15 protein-coding genes and 1 tRNA gene are annotated in these 18,328 nt (G+C 57.6%); 6 read left to right on the top strand and 10 right to left on the bottom strand.

Annotation, left to right across the window (positions count from 1 at the left end):
- Nucleotides 1-12 precede the first annotated feature (12 nt).
- The gene (locus tag FGL65_RS00735; protein ID WP_187170477.1) at nucleotides 13-387 is read left to right on the top strand and encodes a hypothetical protein; all 375 of its coding nucleotides are present in this window, start codon (nucleotides 13-15) and stop codon (nucleotides 385-387) included.
- A 47-nt stretch (nucleotides 388-434) separates the two neighbouring features.
- Nucleotides 435-521: transfer RNA gene (locus FGL65_RS00730), tRNA-Leu, on the top strand.
- Nucleotides 522-975: 454 nt separating this feature from the next.
- On the opposite strand, the gene FGL65_RS00725 is transcribed toward FGL65_RS00730, so the two are convergent.
- From FGL65_RS00725 to FGL65_RS00680, 10 genes are read right to left on the bottom strand one after another with little or no spacing between them, the layout of a single operon-like run.
- Nucleotides 976-2,202, bottom strand: a complete 1,227-nt coding sequence (locus tag FGL65_RS00725; protein ID WP_147818909.1) for a tetratricopeptide repeat protein — start codon at nucleotides 2,200-2,202, stop codon at nucleotides 976-978.
- 3 nt (nucleotides 2,203-2,205) lie between these two features.
- Nucleotides 2,206-2,898, bottom strand: coding sequence for an energy transducer TonB (locus FGL65_RS00720; protein ID WP_147818907.1), 693 nt, complete (start codon nucleotides 2,896-2,898; stop codon nucleotides 2,206-2,208).
- Nucleotides 2,895-3,308: an ExbD/TolR family protein gene (locus FGL65_RS00715; protein WP_147818905.1), complete on the bottom strand. Its 414-nt coding sequence runs from the start codon at nucleotides 3,306-3,308 to the stop codon at nucleotides 2,895-2,897. Before FGL65_RS00715 ends, FGL65_RS00720 begins: the two co-directional genes overlap by 4 nt.
- Nucleotides 3,305-3,886 (bottom strand): MotA/TolQ/ExbB proton channel family protein, encoded by a 582-nt coding sequence (locus tag FGL65_RS00710; RefSeq protein ID WP_147818903.1) that lies wholly within the window; start codon nucleotides 3,884-3,886, stop codon nucleotides 3,305-3,307. The genes FGL65_RS00715 and FGL65_RS00710 overlap by 4 nt, the downstream gene beginning before the upstream one ends.
- 3 nt (nucleotides 3,887-3,889) lie before the next feature.
- Nucleotides 3,890-5,311 carry a DUF3450 family protein gene (locus tag FGL65_RS00705; RefSeq protein ID WP_147818901.1) on the bottom strand — a complete coding sequence of 474 codons (1,422 nt, stop codon included), beginning with the start codon at nucleotides 5,309-5,311 and terminating at the stop codon, nucleotides 3,890-3,892.
- On the bottom strand, nucleotides 5,311-6,093 hold the full coding sequence (locus tag FGL65_RS00700; RefSeq protein ID WP_147818899.1) for a DUF3450 domain-containing protein: 783 nt from the start codon (nucleotides 6,091-6,093) through the stop codon (nucleotides 5,311-5,313). Before FGL65_RS00700 ends, FGL65_RS00705 begins: the two co-directional genes overlap by 1 nt.
- Complete coding sequence (locus FGL65_RS00695; protein ID WP_147818897.1) at nucleotides 6,090-7,709, bottom strand: ABC transporter ATP-binding protein; 1,620 nt, start codon at nucleotides 7,707-7,709, stop codon at nucleotides 6,090-6,092. Before FGL65_RS00695 ends, FGL65_RS00700 begins: the two co-directional genes overlap by 4 nt.
- Nucleotides 7,706-8,734 carry an ABC transporter permease gene (locus FGL65_RS00690; RefSeq protein ID WP_147818895.1) on the bottom strand — a complete coding sequence of 343 codons (1,029 nt, stop codon included), beginning with the start codon at nucleotides 8,732-8,734 and terminating at the stop codon, nucleotides 7,706-7,708. Before FGL65_RS00690 ends, FGL65_RS00695 begins: the two co-directional genes overlap by 4 nt.
- On the bottom strand, nucleotides 8,727-9,824 hold the full coding sequence (locus tag FGL65_RS00685; RefSeq protein ID WP_147818893.1) for a microcin C ABC transporter permease YejB: 1,098 nt from the start codon (nucleotides 9,822-9,824) through the stop codon (nucleotides 8,727-8,729). Before FGL65_RS00685 ends, FGL65_RS00690 begins: the two co-directional genes overlap by 8 nt.
- Nucleotides 9,821-11,410, bottom strand: coding sequence for an extracellular solute-binding protein (locus FGL65_RS00680; RefSeq protein ID WP_187170476.1), 1,590 nt, complete (start codon nucleotides 11,408-11,410; stop codon nucleotides 9,821-9,823). The genes FGL65_RS00685 and FGL65_RS00680 overlap by 4 nt, the downstream gene beginning before the upstream one ends.
- Nucleotides 11,411-11,943: 533 nt before the next feature.
- Between FGL65_RS00680 and FGL65_RS00675 the strand changes: the two genes are divergently transcribed.
- The 4 genes from FGL65_RS00675 to FGL65_RS00660 all read left to right on the top strand — a co-directional run bounded on the left by FGL65_RS00675 (nucleotide 11,944) and on the right by FGL65_RS00660 (nucleotide 18,314).
- The gene (locus FGL65_RS00675) at nucleotides 11,944-13,776 is read left to right on the top strand and encodes a M16 family metallopeptidase (RefSeq protein WP_147818889.1); all 1,833 of its coding nucleotides are present in this window, start codon (nucleotides 11,944-11,946) and stop codon (nucleotides 13,774-13,776) included.
- A gap of 71 nt (nucleotides 13,777-13,847) precedes the next feature.
- Nucleotides 13,848-14,843, top strand: coding sequence for a M16 family metallopeptidase (locus FGL65_RS00670; protein ID WP_187170475.1), 996 nt, complete (start codon nucleotides 13,848-13,850; stop codon nucleotides 14,841-14,843).
- A 108-nt stretch (nucleotides 14,844-14,951) separates the two neighbouring features.
- Entirely contained in the window at nucleotides 14,952-17,417 is a 2,466-nt protein-coding gene (locus tag FGL65_RS00665; RefSeq protein WP_147818885.1) for a TonB-dependent receptor plug domain-containing protein, read from the top strand.
- Nucleotides 17,418-17,426: 9 nt separating this feature from the next.
- A complete protein-coding gene (locus FGL65_RS00660; protein WP_147818883.1) occupies nucleotides 17,427-18,314 on the top strand; it encodes an ABC transporter ATP-binding protein in 888 nt (295 codons plus the stop codon).
- The last annotated feature ends 14 nt before the right edge of the window (nucleotides 18,315-18,328 follow it).

Raw genomic sequence — 18,328 nt, 5'->3', positions numbered from 1 at the left:
TGCGGAGATGGTATGAGCGATTTTCTTTATTCGGACGGGCTGGTGACCATTGATGAAACCGGCATCACCTTTCACGGCTATTCCTTTCCCCTGGGCAGGGACAAACGGGTGGAGCTTTCGGAAATAGGAAAGGTGGCAGTGCGCAGGCCCACCTTGTGGAGCGGGCGTTGGCGCATCCACGGCACCGGCGATTTCCGCACCTGGTTCCCGGGCGACTCGGGCAGGCCGGGCCGGGACCGCATCTTTGTCGCCCACCGCACGGGCCGCTGGTGGCGCATCGGCTTCACGGTGGAGGATTCGGACGGTGTCATCGCCCTGCTGCGGCATCGGATCCCCATGGAATTTGAACCGGGAACGGAGCCGGAATCCTCCCCGGAACCCAACTGAATCGTTGACATGCGCAACCCATATCCTCTATGTAGGATGCCTTCCGTGCCGGGGTGGCGGAATTGGTAGACGCAGCGGATTCAAAATCCGCCGGTCGCAAGGCCTTGAGAGTTCGAGTCTCTCCCTCGGTACCAGAATAAAATCAGCGGCTTACGATTAAATCGTGAGCCGCTTTTTTGATGATTTTAAGGGGGGATCGGTAGTTTGCCCCATATCTGCCCCACAAATAGAAAAATATATGCTGGGATTGCATCCCACTACAATCAAGCCTTCTAGGTTGTGGCCCAAAAACTGATGAACTGATAGTGCGCTATGACATCAAAAGAATCGAGCCAGTGAGGTGGGGATATGAAGACTATCTCCAGCTAGTTTTTGGTTTGCTTAAACGTCTCGTTCCTCTGAAAGCTTGGTATGAGCCTCCTCAAACGCATTCTAGGTTTTATGAGGCATATCACCACTGGGTGCTATAGCCAGTCCAGTTTTAAGGTGCTGAAAATTATTTATTTAAGTATGTTAAGTTCCACGCACCGTTAAGCTTTTTGATAGCGGGCGGGACTTTTGACTGCAGTTGCCTTGGACGCCTAAGCTTCAGGGGAGCTGGTGTGGGTCTTCGCCATCAATTGTTGCCAGACGGCTCTGGCGTTCACTCTCAATCATGCTGTCGATAGACTTGATGGCCCTGTCCGCGCGTTTCGCATAGCGTTTGAACTGCCCTGTCCGTTTGAACCAGTCTCTGGATTCTTGCCAGTTCTGTTGCTCCCACAGGCTCATGCCCATGAGAAAATGGGCCAATCCACTTTTTTCCTTGAGCTTGACCGCCTGCTTCAGTGCGCCCTCGGCTTCTGCGTAACGCCGTTTGCCGTATAGGATCTTGCCTTTGGTAAGCCAGCGTTCGGCCGTGTTTTCCTGCTGGATTGCCAGGTCTATCATTCCCAACGCCGGTTCAATTCGTCCGGCCGTGAGATAGGCCCGTGCCAACTGGTCGCAGACCTTGGGCGGCGGCGTTCCCTTGAAATCGTCCTTAAGGGCATGGGCCGCAAGCAGGGGCGCGTCCACATAGAGGTAGAGCTGGGAAAGACTGCGGCGTTCCTCCTCGCTTGGCGGCTTTATGCGATAGGCAATCTCCAGGGCTGCTGCGGCGCGCGTGTACTGCTTGCGCTCAATGCGCACGTTGGCAAGGAGTTTCCAGTATTCGTGTTCGGCCGGGGAGACCTTCAGGAATCGGACCAGTGTTTTTTCGGCCCGTGGCCAGTCCTTGAGCTGGATCAGGCAGTGGGCCGCCAGGCGCACCCAGTTCTTTTTGACCTGCTTGAGGTTCAGCAGTGGGCTGACAGCCTCGTGTGCCTGCTTGTAGAGTTCCGCCTGGTAAAAACACACGGCCCCCTGGTAGCGGATTTCCGGCGTGGGCCTCTCGGCCAGGGCGCAGCTTTTCAGGAACATCTCGCCCGCCTCGCTGTATCTTTCCTGCTCGTAGCGTACCACGGCCAGGTTGTGCACGATCTCTCTGCATTTTGGATAATTCTCGTAGCCCCGTTCAAACACGCTGGCGGCCTCGGCCAGCTCATGCTGTTCCAGGAGCAGGCTGCCGTAGAGCACCACGCCATAGGGGTGGGGCCGCGATGCGGTTTCCATGTATCTGCTCAGAATCTGGCGGGCGCATTCTGGTTTGTCCATTTTTATGCATTTATGCGCCTTGGAAAGTCGAAGCCGGGTCTGTTCGGTCATGGGCCGAGCCATGTCGTTTGCCGAAACCGTTACGGGCGCGGACAGGATGAGCAGGAGCCACAGGGCGAGGGCTGTGGGGAAACAACGCATGGCTTAGTCCAGGTTGAAGTTGATGGGAACGATGGCGTGCCATTTGACCCGCTTTCCGTCCTTGGTGCCGGGCTTGAAGCGCCAGCGCATCAGGTCCCTGCGCAGCTGAGGTGCGAAGAGGTCCGAATAGGGACCCTTGATCACCTCCACTTTGGTGACGTTGCCCTGTTCGTTTACGTGCAGTTTGGCCTGCACCGTAGTTTCGATGCGGCGTCGCTTGGCGTCGCGCGGGTATCTCGGCGCAGGACTGAAAATCGGGGCAATGGTATTGTCCAGTTCGCCGATACTCAGGGAACCTCCGGACAGCGCGGCCGGTGCGGGAGCGGCCATGGCCGAAAGTGCGGCCGGGGCGGGCAGGGCCATGCCCGCGGTAAGCTGAGGATTGATGGTGAACTCCACGTCGGGCAGGTCCAGCTGGGCTGTGGGCTGCTGCGGGGTGAAACTCATGTCCTGGGTGGGCGGCGCAAACTCCTGTACCCTCTCCGGCTCGGTCTGGTCCGGGGCGTCCCGTGTGTCGCTTTCCGTATCCCGGTTCGGGGCGGGTGTGCTGGACAGGCTTACCGAACCGTATTCGGACGGCGGCTGGGTGGCGGCCTGTAGCCTGGACATGAGAAGCGGCAGCATAAACAGGCCCACGGTAGCCGCCAGCGCGGCCATGCCGGATACCGCGTGTCGTTTCATGGCCTTTGAGCTCATTGAGGTTTCCTCGCTGCCACGCTCACGTTCTTGACCTCGGCCTCGCGGCAGGCGTCCAGCACCTTGATGAGAATGCCGCTTTCTGCCTTGGTGTCGGCGGCCACCACGACCACGCCCTCGGGTGTCTCGGCCACGAAACGCTCCATCCAGGGCCGCACGGATCGGATGTCGATGCTTTTGCCGTCCAGCCAGATGGTGCCCGTGGGGTCGATGCCCACCACCACGCTGACGTTTTCCTTGCGTTCGGCAGAATTGGCCACCGGGCGTTCCACATCCACGCCCGACTCCTTCACGAAACTGGTGGTGACGATGAAGAAGATGAGAAGAATGAAGACCATGTCTATGAGCGGGGTCATGTTGATGCCCGTGCCCGAGTCGCGTTTTTTGCGGTAAGGGGAATAGGCGCTCATGCGCGTGCCTCCTTGCCTGCGGCGATGCGCTCCACGCCGCCCAGAAAGAGTTCCATTTTTGCCTTGAGCTTGCTGGCCCTGCGGTAGAGCAGACCGCCCACCACCATGCCCGGCACTGCCACTATCAGGCCGCTCTGGGTGGTGATCAGGGCCTGGGAGATACCCGCGGCCAACCCTTTGGCGTTGCCCGTGCCGAACTGGGCGATGACCTCGAAGGTGTCCACCATGCCGGTGACCGTGCCCAGCAGCCCAAGGAGCGGTGCGGTTGCGGCCAGCACAAGAATGGTGGGGATGCCTTTTTCTGCCACTCCGGCGTAGCGGTCCACCAGCACCCGGGAAAGCTCCACGTCAAGCTCCTCGCTGCCCGAGCGCGACGTCAGGTAGTCCCTGGCGATGGCGCTCTGCCAGTCGTCCTGCTCCTGGTGCAGGACTTCTTCGGGCGTGCGCTTGCGGCTGATCAGGTCCCAGAGTTCGCGGGCCTTGAGAAACACCAGCCACCACAGGGCCAGGGCCAGCAGCCCGATGGGCAGCATGACCGTTCCCCCGTCGCGCAGGTGGTTCATGAGTTGCGTGAGCATGGGTTATTCTCCCTTTTCCGAGGCGATGATTCGCGCCACCAGGGTGGTGCCCTTTTCCTCCATGTCCGAAACCATGCGGTCTACCTTTCGTTCCAGGAAGTGGTGCATAAGGGTCAGGGGCACGGCCACGGCCAGGCCGAGCTGGGTGGTGATCAATGCCTCGGAAATGCCGCCGGACATCATGCGCGCGTCGCCGGTGCCGAAGATGGTGATGACCTGGAAGGTGCCGATCATGCCGGTGACGGTTCCCAGCAGGCCCAGCAGTGGGGCCACGGCGGCCAGGATGTTGATGGTGGGCAGGAAGCGTTCCAGCTTGGGGACTTCCTGCAGGATGGATTCCTGCAGCCCCTTTTCCATGCTCACCAGGGTGCCGCCCGAGTGCAGAATCACGTGTTTGAGCACTCGGCAGGTGGGGGTGTTGCCCTTGTCGCCCAGGCAGGAGGCGCATCGTTTCAGGTCGCCTTTGAGGGCCCATTCCAGGGCCGTGCCCATCTTGCAATCCGGGCAGGTGCGGATACGGCTCAGGGTGAAGAAACGTTCTGAGGCCAGGGCGAAACCGATGAGCCCCACGAGCAGGATGGGCCAGACCAGCGCGCCGCCGCTGAGGATCGAGACCATGAAGCTTGATTCGTCGCCAAAGCGTTTGAAGACTTCCCCGCCGGAAAAGTCCAGGGGCGCTGCCCCAACCTTGCCCGTAGCAAATGATTCCGCCGCGTCCACGGCACCGGCAAAGTCGCCAGACACGATTTCCAGGCGTCCTTCTGCGCTGGATCGCAGAAAGGCGGTATGACCATCGTTGTCCGTGAAGAACGCACCCAGGGTACCCATCCGCGTGACGGTTCCCTCCCTGCTTCCGCCGTCCGGGGCCACGCACAGGTTCTTGCCCGTGCGCACCTCGCCCGATGCGGCCATCTCGCGGAACCATATGCCCGTGAGGACCTGAATGGATTCCAGGCCGGGGAAACGGTCAGCGTCCAGCAGCCGGTCCAACTCGCCCAGGCGGCCAGGATGCTCTGCGGTGGCCGGGCTGTTCAAGGCGCGCTTGCGAAGCTGTTTGGCCGAGGTCCGTACCGCGCCCTCGATGAGGCGCATGGAGTCCTGCTGGCTGTCCAGTTCCGTATCCAAGGCCTGCTTTTCCTGGGTCAGCTCTTCAAAGCGTTTGAGCAACGATTCGTAGTTGTTGCTGCGGCTTTGTTTTTCGGCGCGCAGTGCCTTGAGTTCTCGTTCCATTTCCTGCCGTTCCTGAGTGATGTTCCGCAGGGTGGTTGCGGCCTCGGCTTTGGTATGGTCGCGTAGCTTTTCCACTTCGCCCACGGTTGTGTTCCATGTGGATTCCTGCGGGGAGGGAGCGGCTTGTTGCTCCTCGGCCGCCGCTGCGGGCAGGCTCAGGAGGAGCAGGGTGATGATGGCGCAGAGAAAACGCATCAGCGGACCTCCTTCACGGGCAGGTAGATGAAATTGGTGTAGCGTTTTCGCTCGATCATGGTCTGCAACTCGGTGAGGGGGCGCACGAATTCCGAGTCCATGGTCACGAAACCGGCTGCCTTGCGTTCATACCGGCCTGCGGTGGCCTGGTCCGGGGTCAGGCAGTACAGGCCCAGGCGCCCGGCCCGGAAAACCCTGGCCTGGGTGGGCTTGCCGTCCAGCTGGATGGTTTGCTCACTCATCTCAGCGCTTCGGCCGTAAGCGGTTTCCACTTCCAGAGCCTCCAGGATGCGACGCAGCTTTTCACCGTTGGAAAGCTCGTGGTCGTCCAGGGTGCGCTGCAGGAAATCCAGGCGCCGGGTGCGTTCCTGTTTGAGGAAAGGCAGATCCGTCTGCACCGCGTCGGTAAGGCGGTCCACCAGGCTGTAGAGAAGCGGTTCGAGCTCCTGCTCCATGCGTTCCAGTTCGGCCTTGATGCGTTGCAGTTCCGCGATCTTACCCTCAATGGAGCCGACGTACCGGGAGTATTTCTTTTCCTGGAAGGAGAGCCATAGGTTCTCGCTTTTGAGCTGGCGGATTTCCTCCAGCATGGCGGCGCGTTGGGCGTTCCAACGGGTCTGTTGCTTCTGGGCGCTGGTTTCGGCTGCAATGGCGTCATCCACCATTTTTTGGGCCATGTCTTGGGAAGCTGCCGTGGCAGGTGCCGGGGCTGTCAGCAGCAGACAGGCCGCAAACAGCGGCGCTGCCGCCTTGCCGAGTGTGCGTAATCGTTTCAGGTTCATGAGATGTATTCCTTTGCGGTTGAGGACGCGGCAGGACCGGATAGGTCTGCTGCGTCAAGAAGTGTTTGGGTGTAGTTTGCCCGGGGTGTATCGAAAACGGTCTGCGTGGGGCCTGCTTCCACGATGCGGCCTGCGCGCATGACAAGCACCCTGTGGCAGAAGGTCCGTGTAAGGTGCAGATCGTGGGTGATGAAGAGATAGGACAGGCCGTGCTTTACCTGCAGCCCGCGCAGCAGTCCCATGATGCGGAACTGGACGCTACGGTCCAGAGACGAGGTGGGCTCGTCCAGCACCATGAACTGGGGCCGCAGTATCAGGGCGCGGGCAATAGCTATCCGCTGGCGCTGGCCGCCTGAGAATTCGTGGGGGTAGCGGTCGCGCATGTCCGGGGAAAGGCCCACTTCAGTCAGAGTCTCGTCCACCCTGCGGTCGCGTTCCGCCTTGTTTAGTGTGTGGTGCGCGGTCAGCCCTTCGGACACGATCTGTTCAATGCTCATACGCGGGCTGAGGGAACCGAACGGATCCTGGAAGACCATCTGCATGCGTTTGCGCAGGGAGCGCAGTCTTTCGCCCTTGAGTCCGTCGATGCGCAGCCCGTCAAAGGTGACGGCTCCGGTGCTCTGTAGCATGCGCAGTACGGAAAGCCCCAGGGTTGTTTTGCCCGAACCGGACTCGCCCACGATGCCCAGGCATTCGCCCCTGCTCAGTTTTAGGGACACACCGTTCACGGCTTTTACGTGATCCTTGGTGCGGCGCAGCAGACCTTTTTGTATCGGAAACCATACTTTGAGATCCTCCACTTCCAGAAGTGTTTCGTTCTTTTCGGGCAGTAGCGAGGGGATCATTCCCCGGCTGACCTGGAGCAGCTGTTTCGCGCCATCGCTGGCCGGGGAGGCGAAGACTTCCTCGGTGGGACCTTGTTCCACGATCTTGCCGTCCTGCATGACGCAGATCCTGTGTGCATAATGGCGTACCAGGCCCAGGTCATGACTGATGAGCAGGGTGGCCATGTTCAGCTTGCGGGAAAGCTCGACAATGAGATCCAGAATCTGGCGCTGTACTGTGACGTCCAGGGCCGTGGTGGGCTCGTCGGCAATGAGCAGGTCCGGCTCGCCGGCCAAGGCTGATGCGATCATAATGCGTTGGCATTGGCCACCGGACAACTCATGGGGATAGGACGTGAGGCGCTTTTGGGGATTGTCGATGCCCACGAGATCCAGCAATTCCACGATGCGTTTTCGCATAGCACCGCCCTTGAGCCCTGTATGGAGCAACAGGGTCTCGCCGATTTGTTTTTCCACGGTATGCAGCGGGTTAAGACTGGGGCGCGGCTCCTGAAAGATCATGGCCGCGCGGTTGCCGCGCAGGGCGCAGAGCTTTGCTGCGTTCGCGCGTAACATGTCGGTATCGCCCAGGGTGATGGAACCGTCCGTGATCTGCGCTTTCTGGGGCAGCAGGGCCATGGCCGCGCGGGCGGTCAGGGATTTGCCCGAACCGGATTCACCCACCAGCGCCAGGGTTTCGCCCGGCCGGACGCTCAGGCAAATGTTTTTCACCACCGGCCTGGAGCCGAAGGCGATGCAGAGATTCTGTATGTTCAGTAGTGGTGCGGTCATGATGCGTTTTTGTTGGGGTCGAGTGCGTCGCGGGCAGCTTCACCGATGAACACGAGCACTGTCAGGGTGACGGAAAGCACGACGAATGCGGAAAGCCCGATCCACGGGGCGTGCAGATTTGCCTTGCCCTGTGCCAGCAGTTCCCCCAGTGAGGGTGAGCCCGGCGGCATGCCGAAGCCCAGGAAGTCAAGGGAGGTCAGGGTGGTTATTGCCCCGTTGAGCACAAAGGGCAGGAAGGTCAGCGTCGCCACCATGGCGTTGGGCAGGATGTGTCTGAACATGATGTTGCGGTCGCGGACGCCCATGGCCTTGGCCGCGCGCACATAATCAAGGTTGCGGCCGCGCAGGAATTCTGTACGGACCACGTTTACCAGGGCCATCCAGCTGAAGAGCAGCATGATGCCCAGCAACCACCAGAAGCCGGGTTTGAACATGTCCGACAGAATGATGAGCAGGTAGAGCACGGGCAGGCCGGACCAGATTTCCATGAAGCGCTGGCCGATCATGTCGATGTGTCCGCCATAATAGCCCTGAATGGCCCCGGCCATCACGCCCGCCACCGTGCTGACAAGGGTCAGCAGCAGGCCGAAACACACGGAAACGCGAAATCCATAGAGAATCCGGGCCACCAGGTCGCGGCCCTGGTCGTCCGTTCCCAGTGGGTGGGCCAGGGATGGCGGCGCGGGGGCGGGCGCAGGCAGGTCGAAGTCGATGGTGTCGTCCGCAAAGCGTATGGGCGGCCAGAACATCCAGCCTTCGGCTTGTATTTTATTGGCCATGTACGGGTCGCGGTAGTCGGTGGGCGTGTCGAAGTCTCCGCCGAACACGGTTTCAGCATAGTCTGTGAGCACCGGCGTGTAGAAGTCTCCCTTGTAGCGCACCAGCAGGGGGGTGTCATTGGCGATGAACTCCGCACCCAGCGAGAGCGCGAAAAGGGCGGTGAAGAGCAGGAGCGACCACCATCCCCGGCGACAGGTGCGGAAGGCGCGAAGCCGTCGTTTTGTCAGTGGGGTAAGCCTAGCCATGTCGGGGCCCCCTGCTTTCGAAATCGATGCGCGGGTCAATGAATATGTATGTAAGATCGCTGATGATTTTGGTGGCCAACCCGATGGTTGTGAAGATGTACAGGGTGGCGAACATGACCGGGTAGTCCCGCTGCATGGCCGCCTCGAACCCGAGCAGCCCCATGCCGTTAAGCGAGAAAATGACCTCCACCAACAGCGAGCCGGTAAAGAACATGCTGACGAATGCGGCGGGGAAACCGGAGATGACGATGAGCATGGCGTTGCGGAAAATGTGGCCGTAGAGGACCTTTTTTTCAGAGAGGCCTTTAGCCTGTGCCGCCACCACGTAGAGTTTGCCGATTTCGTCCAGGAAGGAGTTCTTGGTCAGCATGGTCAGGGTGGCGAACCCTCCGATGACCATAGCCGCGATGGGCAGGGCCAGGTGCATGAAGTAGTCGGCGATCTTGCCGCTTAGGGGGAGCCTCTCGAAGCCCGGTGAGACAAGGCCGCGAAGCGGGAACCATTTGAAGTAGCTGCCCCCGGCAAAGAGCACAATGAGCAGGATGGCGAACAAAAAGACCGGGATGGCGTTGGCTACGATGACGGCCATGCCTGTGGCCGCGTCGAACCGCGTGCCGTGTTTTACTGCCTTGCGGATGCCTAGCGGGATGGAGACAAGGTAGATTATCAGCGTGCTCCAGATTCCCAAGGACATGGAGACTGGCAGGGATTCCCTGACGAGTTCCACCACGGAACGGCCCTTGAAAAAACTGTCCCCGAAGTCGAAGGTGGCGTAGTCCTTGAGCATGGTGCCGAAACGTTCCAGGAGTGGTTTGTCAAATCCGTAGAGCTTCTGTATTTCCTGCAGCAACTCCGGGGATAAATCACGGGAGTTGAACGGCTCGCCTTCGCCCTTGTCGTGCCCTCCGCTTACCTCGGTCGCCTGACCGGTGATGCGTTCCATGACCATGTCACCTTCGCCCGAAAGCTTGGCGATGAATTGGTCCACAGGGCCGCCGGGCGCGGTCTGGATGATGAAGAAGTTGAGGGCCATGATGCCCAGCAGGGTGGGGACCATAAGGGCCAGGCGTCGCAGCAGATAGGTGGTCATGGTTTGGCCTCTTCGCTACGGAATCCGCTTTCCGCGATGCGCTGTTCCTTTTTTTTGTCCACCCACCATGAGAACAGGTCCACCCCCCGTTTGGGTTTGGCTTTGGGCATGCCGAATTTGTCCCAGTAAGCCACCCTGTCAACGGGCGTGTACCAGCCCGGGATTACGTAGTTGCCCCAGAGCAGAACCCGGTCCAGGGCGCGTGTGTTGGCCATCAGCTCGTCGCGGTCCGCAGACGCGATGATGCGGTCGACCAGGGCATCCACAACGGGAGAGGTGACACCTGCCCAGTTGCTCGATCCCAGGGTATGAACTGTTTTGGAAGTCCAGTAGTTACGCTGCTCGTTGCCGGGATGGTCCGACTGGGGCACCGTGGTGTATATCATGTCGTAGTCGTGGTCGCGCGTGCGCCGGATGTAGCGGGAGGTGTCGGCCAGGGCGATATCCATGTGGATGCCGATCCGTTGAAGATTGTGCCGGAAGGGCAGGGCCACCCGCTCCAGGCTGCCGGAGCGCAAGAGCAGTTCAAAGGCGAAGGGCTTCCCGTCCTTGTTGCGCAGTACTCCGTCCCTGAGGGTCCATCCGGCCTGATTGAGCAGTTCCATGGCCGTGCCTATGCGCTGGCGTATGCGGCCGGAACCGTCTCCGTGGGGCGGGATGAATGCAATGGTGAAAATTTCGGTGGAGAGTTCGTTTTTCCACGGTTCCAAGATGGCTTGTTCTCGCTCGTCCGGCAGGCCTGTGGCGGACAGGTCCGAGTTGGAGAAAAAGCTGTCGCAGCGTTTGTACTGGTTGTGAAACAGGGCCGCGTTGGTCCATTCGAAATCGAAAACCAGCGCCAAAGCCTGACGGACCCGTCGGTCTTGGAACAGGGAGCGGCGGGTATTGAAAAAGAATCCGGACATGCCGGCATTGCGTGAGTGGCGAAGTTCCAGGCGCCGGATAAGATCCTTGTCGAAAGCGGGACCCTTGTAGTCGTTGATCCAGTTTTTGGCTGTTGTCTCTATGAGATAATCAAACTCGCCGGACCGGAACGCCTCGCCCGCCACAGTGCGGTCGCGGTAGTAGTCGTAGCGGATGGCGTCGAAATTGTACCGCCCCTTGTTCACGGCCAAGTGTTCTCCCCACCAGCCTTTTACCCGTTCGTAATCAATGCTGTATCCAGGATGGAAATCCTTGATTTTGTAAGGCCCGCATCCCAGCGGTGGCTCCAGACCCGGTTTCGAGAAGTCGCGGTTTTTCCACCAGTGTTCGGGCAGCACCGGCAGTTGGCTGATAATGACCGGCAGTTCACGGTTGTTCTTTTCCGAGAATACGAATTTTACTGAACGGGGACCGGTTTTTTCAGCCCGTTTCACGCTTTTGTAGTATTGTTTATAGCGGGGACTTCCCTCGGCCATGATCGTATTGAAAGTGAAAACAACATCGTCGGCGGTGACCGGGATACCGTCGTGAAATTTCGCGCGGGCATTGAGGTGAAATTCAATCCATTCGTTATTCGGCCCCACCTCGAAGCTCTGGGCCACATATGGGTGCTGTACGTACGGGTTGTCGCGTGACGAGGCGGTCAGGGTTGCGGTTACCAAGGGGGTCCCCGCTGCCGGTATTCCTCTCGGGATGTACGCGTTGAAGGAATCAAAGCTCCCTGTGGCCGAGAGGCGTATGCCCCCCCCTTTGGGGGCGTCGGGCTCAACGTAGGGCAGGTGGTCCGTCAGTGCGGCATTTTGTTCGGTGCTGTCCAGAGACAGGACGGTTACTGGTTGTGCAGACGCCTGAGAGCACAAGGCGAGCAGTAGGAGGAAAGTGGAAAGTGTTCGACGAAAAAGCATGTTCGGTCCAAATAAATGTTTTGTGCGTTCAGTGTTGCAACTCAATAAGGGGAGGTCATAGTCGATATTGAGAATCACCGTCAAGTGCTGATCTGGATATAAAATCTCCAGTTTGCGGGCCTTCCCATACTATAATGATTATGAAAATGAAAATCGTTATTGACAGGATGAGTGTATGATTGTAACCCCCCTTCCTGCGAACGGTTCGTGCCCACTCTCGAATTCCGTTTGTTTTTATTCGAGTTAGGTCTGGCTGCAATTTCAATTTTCGAAGGGGATAGGGCTCGCTCATGCCTACTGCATCACATCGGTTCTCGGTGTCGTCCATTGCATTTTTGTACGCATTGCTTCTGTTTTTTACAGGGGCTTTCTTGTTTCCGGGAACGAACTGCGCTCAGGCGGGGTCGAAGTCCGAAGGGTGGTGGCTGGATGGTTCCTGGCCCCATGAGCACTCCACTCTTGAGCCGCATCAGGATGCCGTCTTCGGGCGGCTGGAAAACGGGCTTCGCTATGTTTTGCTGCATCATGGGTCCCCCAAGGAAAGGGCCTCACTTTACTTGAACATGCAGGTTGGATCCCTCATGGAAACTGATTCCCAAGCTGGGATCGCCCATTTCATGGAACACATGGTTTTCAACGGCTCCCGCAATTTCCCGCCTGGCGAACTCATTAAATATTTCCAGTCCATCGGCATGAGTTTCGGCGCGGACGCCAATGCCCATACCGCCATGCAGGAGACCGTATACAAGCTTCAAGTGCCCACCACAGACATGAAGGTTGTTGAACGCGGTTTTGTTGTACTTGAGGATTTTCTTGATGGTGCGCTCCTCCTTGAGGAAGAGGTGGACGGCGAGCGCGGCGTTATACTCAAGGAAAAAACCGCACGGGATTCGGAAAGCTTTCGGGCGTCGCAACGCCGGGTGCGCTTCCTCCTCTCTGGTTCCCGGTTTGTGTACCCAACCATTGGAACGGAAGAAGTTATTAAAGGTGCGGACGCAAACATCCTGCGCGGTTTCTATGACGCTTGGTACCGGCCGGAACTGGCCGTGTTGATTGCCGTGGGAGACTTTGACGTGCGCACCGTGGAAGGCTTGGTCAAAAAGGTTTTCGCAAAAGCGGGCCCTCGGGCCGAACGCCCCGCTATCCCTGCATGGGGCGATATGCGCCTCAAAGGCGTGAACGCCTACTACGACCGTCGTTCTGGTACCACGGGCATGCTCGTGGTTGAAGCCATCCACCCGCGCAGGCACGAGCGGGATTCCTTGGCCGTGCAGCGCGCCATGCTTGATGAGCAGCTGGCCGCGCACATGATGCAGGCTCGGCTGATGACCTTGGCCAACCGGGAAGATTCCCCCATGCTTAAGAGCTTTACATATTTTACCGAAGCCTTTGGCCAGATGCCCGACGCCCGGATGATGGCCATGCCCCGCAAGGGGCGCTGGGAGGAGTCCTTGTCCCTTCTGGAGAACGAGCTTCGTCGTGCTCTTGAGTTTGGATTCACCAAGCCAGAACTGATGCGGGCCAAGAAGTTTTTTGCCAATTATTTCAAACAGGGAGTTAAGCGCGAGTTGTCTCGCGATAATTCTGATATTGCCAATGAAATCGTGCTCTGCATGAACCAGGATCGGGTTTACCAGTCCCCGCAGCAAACCTTGGACGTGTTCACTCCAATGCTGGCCACGGTTGTTCTCGATGATGTGAACAAGTCTTTCCGATCGGCCTGGGGGGCCGGCAATCGCATAGTCAGCCTCTCCGGCGTGGATTTGAAGGCTGATGTGTCACCCGAGATGGCCATTTTGACCGCCTGGAACAAGGCGGCAAGGGCGGAGGTGAAACCCTGGAAGGGCGAGGCCGAAGTGAAGTTCCCGTATCTGACTGTTCCTGGAAAGCCGGGCAATGTGCTGGAACGTTTGCACGAGACGTCTCAGGCAGCGCCATACACCTACCAGCGCATTGATTTCGCCAACGGAGTGTCCCTGCTCATGAAACCTACGGACGTGGAGAAAAACCGTGTGCAAATAAGTCTCGAATTCGGGCCTGGTACCGTTTCCATGGATGACCGCGGGCAGGCCTTGGCGAGGTTCTCCCTGGACGTATTGAATCAGGGGGGATTGGCAGGCTGACTCGTTTGCAACAGTCGCAGGTGCTGGCGGGCCGCAAGGTGGATATTTCTTGGCAGATGAGACCCTCAGGGATGGTCCTTACCGTTACCTGCCTGCACAGCGACCTGGACCTGGCCATGCACCTGCTGCGTACGGCGTTGTTGGATCCTGTGGTGCGTGAAAATGAATATAGCTCCGCTTTGGCAATGCTCAAAAACGAGGGTGTGCGCCAGGCGGGTACATGCGCGGGGATGTTTGCCTCTGAAGGACGGCGGTTTCTTGCTGGCGGAACCGGGTATTTGGCAGACTTGGACTATTCGCTGGTAAAAGGATTCAGCCTGGAGGAAGTTCGGGGGTTTGTGGCCACAGCGTTCAAACAGGGGCCGGTGACCTTGTGCGTGGCTGGGGATTTTGTTCCGGGAATCGTGGAAAAGGCGGTGGGTCGTTTCTTCGGAACAATGCAGCAACGGACCAGAACTTCGCGGGAATCGATGCATCTGGCTTTTCCGGCCGGAGAGCGCTCCATGGCGCGTATTAATAGGGCGCTTCCCCAAGCCGGTGTGATTATGGCGCTGCCCGTGTCTGTTGCAGGGGACGAAGCCCAGGAGAATGAAATCCTCCTGGGCCTGCTGCGGCGTATCGTGGCCGATCGCTTGCGCCTAACTTTGCGTGAAACGCTTGGGGCTGCCTACTCGCCAGTAGCATATCTTATGCAACCAAAAGAGTTTCCAGGCTATGGTTACATGGCCGTACAGGTGGAAACCGAGGCCGGAAAGCATGAACTGGTGGAGCAGGCCGTACGCGCCATTTTAGTCGATTTGGCCAGCAATGGTGTCATCGACGAAGAGCTTGACCGCGCCAGAAAGCAGGCCTTGGGTCTGCGTGTGAAGCTGGCCAGCCGTCTCGGGTTCTGGCGATATCAACTCCTTCAGGTCGCAAGTGGCCATAGGGATGCGTTCATGCGGGCGGCAAAGGCTTCACAGATTATCAGTGAAGCCGAGGCTGCACAGCTGAGTGATTTGGCCGAAAGGTATTTTGTACCTGAAAAGGCTGCGGTATTCACGGTTCTTCCGCCGGATTTGCAATAATTTATACATGTTATTGGTGCCCAATGGAGGGATGTTTTCATCCTTTTGATTTGTTGTCTGTTTATGATGAGGATGATTATCATCTTCATCTAATGAAGGGGGGATGGGATGAGTTTATTTGGTTTTTTCAACAGGAAAAACAAAACATCATGGCTGATACTGTGCCTTTTGGGAGGGCTTGCCTTTTCTCCGGCATATGCTTCGGAAGAAGCCGTCAACGAGGTGGGCAGGAATGATAACGCAACGGAAAATGTGGTTCGTCTCGAAGCGGTGGACGTGGATGAGGAAAGGGATGAAAGCGGTAAGGCCGCCCTGGATCGACAGAGCTTGGAACGCATGCCCAACTCAACGGGCAGCGTGACCGAGGCCCTCAAGGTTATGCCCAACGTCCAGTTCGATGACAGTTCTCGATCCTCGTTGAACGGCGGCAGCATCCTTGCACCGAAGATCTCCATTTCCGGCGGTAAATACTACGAGAACAATTTCTCAATTGACGGGGTCTCAAACAACAACCGCATTGATCCTTATGGTATTGATGAGACCCCGGCCAACGGTCTTGTCTACGGTGAGGCGGAAAACGCTTATATCGATACTGAATTGCTGGAGTCCATTACGGTTTACAGCAGTAACGTTCCGGCCCAATACGGTCAGTTCGTGGGCGGTATGGTGGATGCCGAGACCCGAAAACCTGCGAGCGAGTTCGGCGGTAAGATATCTTATCAGCACACCCGGGACACGTGGGCCAATCAGCGGCCGGCGGATCGGGAGGAATTTGAAGGATCCACAACGAATAGCCAGGGCAATCCGAAATTTAGCAAACACAACGTTTCGGCCTATATGGATCTCCCCATGTCGGATACCGCGGGGGCCATTCTGTCCTACAGTTTGAAGCACTCCACGGTGCCCCTGTTCTATATGGAAGACCGGCGGAACCAGTACAGCACGAAAAATGATGTGTTCGGTAAGCTTTCCCTGGATGTTACCGACAAGAGTTCTCTCGATATCTCGGTGCTTTTCGACACCTATTCATCCACCAAGTTCGTAGCGGATACCAAGGACTCGGATTATGAGCTGGAGAAACCCACGCGGAAAGTGACGTTGAAATACGAAAATGAACTGGAACCAGGCACTTTCACTTTGACCACCGCCTTTTCCGAGACTGAAACGCGACGCGATTCCGAGGCCACGGAACATATTACCTGGACCAAGGGCGGCGGCACCACCTCCACCCAGTGGGGCAGTCATTCCACAAATGCCAATGAAGGCGGTTACGGATCCACCTATACCCGCCAGCGCGATCTGACCATGGCGATGGATTACGTTTCCGTGCCCGTCGCAATGTGGTCCTCCAGCAATGTGCTCAATTCGGGATTTGTCTATGAAAACGTAAGCGGGGTCTACGATCAGGAAAACGATTTCGTCACCTACTACAGCCCCACAACGTCGGGCAATGTGATCGACAACGGTGAAGGAGGCGTCATTGCCGGCGAGCAGTACACCCGCTTGAAAAGTATGCAGGCAAAGGGCAAACGCAGCACTGGGTACAACTCCTTTGCCTACTACATGCAGGACGAGTTGTCCTGGAAGCGGCTCAGGGTTCGTCCAGGGGCGCGTTTGGAATACGATGATTTGTTGGAAAACATCAACTTGGCTCCTCGATTCACTGCGGAACTGGACGTGTTGGGGGATCAGGATCTCGTGTTCACCGCGGGCGCGAACCGATATTATGGCGCAAACCTTCTTTCCTATGCCCTTCGGGTGCGTAATCCGTTGCAGCGTTATTCCCGCACCATTGACGGGGCGGGCAACTTGTCCAGCTGGACGGCAACGACATCCAGCCAATACGACTATTCCCTCGACGGACTGAACACTCCGTATTCTGACGAATTGATGTTCGGAGTCCGAGGCGACCTCTTTGGGTTGGATGCGTCCTTGGAGTGGGTGAAACGCAAGGGACATGAACAATTTGCGACAAGCATGAAGAACATATCCGGCATTTGGAAGTACAAACTGACCAACGACGGCGAGACGGAATACTGGGGGTATACGCTCAAGCTGGCAAAGACCATCGACGATCATCGCTTCTCTCTGGGGATCACTCATTCGGATCAGGAGACCAACTTCAACGATTTCTCCGACTCCAACAACGACGGATCTTCCTCGTCCATCAACTACGACAAGGTGTATTACAACGGCTCGCTCATCGATAGAAGCCAGATGCCGGCCAGCAATTTCAACCGTCCCTGGGTGGGAACATTCACTTACGAAGGCACGTTCTTCGACAAACTGAAGTTCACCAATGTAACCCGTTATCTGGGGGAGGTGGAGACCATCTTTGCCAAAGGAACCCAGGTTGTCGGCGGCGAGAAATATCTCAAGTACGAGGACGCCACGCTCTCCCCTTCCGTCATATGGGACTGGAAGTTTGGTTATGAGCTGTGGAGTAACGCCAGCCAAGCGCTTCAGCTTGATCTGACCATTGACAACGTTTTTGACGATACGGCCATTATCGACAAGGAAAGCAACAGGGCTGCAGGTCGCCAATTTTGGGCCGGCGCTTCCTACACCTTCTAGGAGACGAACATGAAACCGATTATCTCGTGCCGCGACCTGCGGCATGGATACGGCGATAAGGTCGTGCTTGACGGGCTTGACTTCGACGTGGAGCCGGGCGGCATATTCGGGTTGCTGGGCAAGAATGGGGCTGGGAAAACCACGACGATCAACATCCTCATGGGCTTCCTGCGTCCCTTGTCCGGAGAATGCCATGTTCTGGGGCAGCCGAGCCATGGCATCAGCCCGGAAGTGCGCCGCGATATCGGGCTGCTGCATGAGAAGTTCATCCAGTACGACTTCATGAGCATTAAGGAGATAGAGCGTTTTCATTCTCAATTCTATCCAAGGTGGGAAAGAGACGTTTTCTACGATCTGGTAAGTCGGTTGGACGCTTCGCATGACCGCAGGATTTCTCGCATGTCCTGCGGTCAGCGTTCCCAGGTTGTGCTTGGCCTGATCATGGCCCAAAACCCCAAGCTGATGATCCTGGACGACTATTCCATGGGACTCGACGTGGGCTATCGCCGCCTGTTTTTGGATTTCTTGCAGGAATACGTCCGGGAGCGCGGGACCTCGGTGCTGCTTACCTCTCACGTGGTTCAGGATTTGGATAGGCTCATTGATCGCATGATCATAATCCAGCACGGCAAGGTTTTGGTGACGGGGCGTAAGGACGAATTTATGACCTCTTTCAAGCGCTACCGGTTGCCGTCCTGTGACGCCTTGGAACAGTTGCGGATCGACGGCCCTGTGGTTGCCCTGGAACATGAGCGTTCCTTCTCCAATGTGTTTGGCCATTGCGGCCTGGAAGAAATGGCTACGCATCTTTCCGGCCAGGGTATTCCCGTGGAGGGCATGGTTGAGATGCCTATGGATTTCGAGGACGCCTTCATCGGCATAACCGGGAAATATTGAGAGGCGGAAAAAGG

Source organism: Salidesulfovibrio onnuriiensis, from assembly GCF_008001235.1.
GTDB classification, from domain to species: domain Bacteria; phylum Desulfobacterota; class Desulfovibrionia; order Desulfovibrionales; family Desulfovibrionaceae; genus Pseudodesulfovibrio; species Pseudodesulfovibrio onnuriiensis.
This window is presented reverse-complemented; position numbering and strand designations above follow the sequence as displayed.